Raw genomic sequence first — 2,882 nt, forward strand, 5'->3', positions numbered from 1 at the left:
CTCGACCAGTATCCGCACTGGATCCAGCCGGTGGTCAAGCACCAGCCGATGAGTTACGTGATCGAGACGATGTACGGGCTGGCGTTCGACGGGCCGATCCGCACCCCGCTGATCGGCACGCTGCTGTGGGCGGCGGGGCTGGCGGCGGTCTGCCTGGTCCCGATGGCGAGCGGCTACCGACGCGCCAGCACGCACGGCTGAACCGCTGAAACCGACCATCCGCAGACCGAGAGGAGGCCCATCGATGTTCACGTCGTCGGCGATTCGCAAGTTGTCGCGCAGCGAGGAGATGTTCGCCGAGACGCACAACTTCGTCGGCCTGTGCGCGCACATGCGGGGTCCGCTCGACGTCGACGCGATGTCGGCCGCCTTCGACGCCCTGCTGGAGGCACACCCGGTCTTCGGCGGCCACCTGGCGCGGGACGCCGACGGCCGGCACCGGTTCGTCGTCGACGACCTGGTCCACCCGGGCATCGAGGTCGTCGAGCTCACCGACCCGGCCGCCGAGCCACCGCCGATCCGGCTGGACCAAGAGGAGCTGCTGATCCAGCTGCGGCTGGTGCTGGCCGGCGACGAATCCCGGCCCACCCTCTACGTGCACCACGCCCTCGGCGACGGCCACCACCAGTTCAGCCTGATCGAGGAGATGTTCTCCTACTACACCGATCTGGTCACCACCGGCAAGATCCGCCGGATCACCGTCGAGCCGGCGCCGGACGCGCTGGAGACGGTGTTGTCGGCGCGGGGCATCGAGAAGCAGCGGCGGTCCGGCCTGGAACGGTTCATGCCGGCGGTCTTCGCCTACGACCTGCCGCCGTCGAGGCGCGGCACCACCGACGTGAGGTCGGCGACGCCGCTGCGTGTCCCGGTCGCCAAGTGCCAGTTGACCGAGGCGCAGACCGGTGCGCTGATCGCGTTCAGCCGGGCGCAGAAGCTGGGCCTGAACGGGCTGCTCTCCGCGGTGCTGCTGCTGGCCGAGTGGCAGGTGCGCGGCAAGACGAACATCCCGGTGCCCTACATCTACCCGGTCGACCTGCGCTACGTGCTCACCCCGCCGGTGTCGGCGACCGGGTGCACCAACCCGGTCGGGGTGGCCACCTACCTGGCCGAGATCAACGGCGACACCACGGTGGTGGACCTGGCCGCCGACATCGCCGAGACGTTCCGCGCGGACCTGGCCGACGGTGTGGTCCAGCAGTCGCTGCTGCACTTCAGCCCGCAGTACGTCGGCAACCCGCCGGGCATGCCGGACGTGGTGATGCTGACCGACAACGGGATGGTGCCGCCGATCCGCACCCCGCAGGACGTCGAGCTGACCGCCGCGCACGGCGAGCTGTACTTCGCGGTCGACGCCGGAATCGACATGTACGTCTCGATGATCTTCGCCGACCGACTGGTGGTCGAGCACCACTCGCACGCGCCGGGCGCCGACGCGTCGATCGCGGTGATCCATTCGCTGCTTCGCGGCATCGCCGAACAGCGAGGTGCCGGCGGTGTCAGTTGACCGGACCGAAGGCGTAGCGATGGTACTGCAGTGCGGTGCGCACCGGCCGCAGCGGGCGAATCAGTCTGCCGGCCAACCGGAATCGGGCCGACGCGCGGTCGAAAGTGCCGGCGTCGAAGAGCGTCGTCGCGGCCAGCAGCCGCAGCCCGGGCACCCGGCTCAGCACGTCCTGCGGGCTGTTCACCGCCCAGTACAGCTTCGATCCGGACCGGCGGACCAGGGTGTGCACCTTCTGCGATCGCACCCCCAGCCAGTTGTAGAAGTCGATCTGGATCTCCCCGGACCCGAAGCGGTCGACGACGGTGCGCAGCAACGCGATTCCGTCGTCGCGGGTCAGGTACATGCTGATGCCCTCGGCGACCAGCAGCACCGGCCGGCCGGGGGGGATGCGGTCCAGCCAGGACAGGTCGGTCGCCGAGGTGGCGATCAGGTGATAGCCCGGCCGGGTCGGATAGATCTTCTCCCGCAACGCGATCACCGCCGGGTAGTCGACGTCGTACCACCGCACGCCGGGCCCGGGGTCCAGCCGGAAGACCCGGCTGTCCAGCCCGCAGCCCAGGTGCACCACGGTGGCCTCCGGGTGAACGGCCAGGAACTGGCGCACCCAGATGTCGTACTGGGCGGTGCGCACGGTGATCAGTGGCGCCCAGCCGGCGCCGATGCCGGTCTCGGCGAAGTCGAAGTCGAGCCGGCCGGCCGCCTCCCGGGCGTACCGGTCGCCGAGCACCGGCCGGTGGAAGTCGGCGTCGAGCGCCTTAAGGTGCAGCGTCGTCAGCATCGTCTGCGCGGCGCCGTGCAGGTCGTCGACACGCACTTTTTCGGTCACGCCGGCAAGGCTAATCGCTGGTCGTCCGGGGCGCCGCACGGCCATCCGTTTTCCGCTGCGCAGAAGGGTAAGGAGCTCCGATGACCCCGATCAGTACCTCGCAGTACCTGCTCGACCAGGTGCGCCGCCGGGCGAATCCGACGTTGAGCACCCTGCCCGGGATGCGCGGGCTGGAGCGGCTGGCGGTCGACCGCAAGTGGAAGACCAAGACACTGGCCAGCCCGCCGCCGGGCAGCGGACTCAAGCCGGTGCTCGGCGACTCCGGCCTGCCGGTGCTCGGCCACAGCATCGAGATGCTCCGCAGCGGACCGGATTTCGCGCTGCGGATGTATCGCAAGTACGGCCCGGTGTTCTACTCCGCGGTGAGCGTGCTGCCGTCGGTGAACCTGCTCGGGCCGGACGCCACCCAGGCGGCGTTCTTCAACAAGAACAAGGATTTCTCCCAGGAGGGCTGGTACCCGATCTGCGGCCCGTTCTTCAACCGGGGGCTGATGCTGCTCGACTTCGACGAGCACCTGTTCCACAAGCGGATCATGCAGGAGGCGTTCACCC

The 2,882-nt window shown here is 69.3% G+C and carries 3 protein-coding genes and 1 pseudogene; 3 read left to right on the forward strand and 1 reads right to left on the reverse strand.

From position 1 onward, the window contains the following. Nucleotides 1-201, forward strand: a pseudogene (locus AC2VNT_RS00005) (ABC transporter permease); the annotation flags it as partial. 43 nt (nt 202-244) lie between these two features. Beyond that, entirely contained in the window at nt 245-1,504 is a 1,260-nt protein-coding gene (locus tag AC2VNT_RS00010; protein WP_486944912.1) for a phthiocerol/phthiodiolone dimycocerosyl transferase family protein, read from the forward strand. Here AC2VNT_RS00010 and AC2VNT_RS00015 read toward each other — a convergent pair. Further along, a complete protein-coding gene (locus AC2VNT_RS00015; protein ID WP_486944913.1) occupies nt 1,497-2,330 on the reverse strand; it encodes a class I SAM-dependent methyltransferase in 834 nt (277 codons plus the stop codon). The genes AC2VNT_RS00010 and AC2VNT_RS00015 overlap by 8 nt on opposite strands. A gap of 80 nt (nt 2,331-2,410) precedes the next feature. Between AC2VNT_RS00015 and AC2VNT_RS00020 the strand changes: the two genes are divergently transcribed. After that, nucleotides 2,411-2,882 (forward strand): cytochrome P450 (locus tag AC2VNT_RS00020; protein WP_486944914.1); only part of this gene is annotated, 472 nt, incomplete at its 3' end.

The sequence above is a fragment of the Mycobacterium sp. TH-M15 genome (assembly GCF_057473705.1).

Excerpts from the sequence above, each read along its gene's own strand:
- AC2VNT_RS00010 (WP_486944912.1), top strand. The coding sequence starts at position 245 with ATGTTCACGTCGTCGGCGATTCGCAAGTTGTCGCGCAGCGAGGAGATG.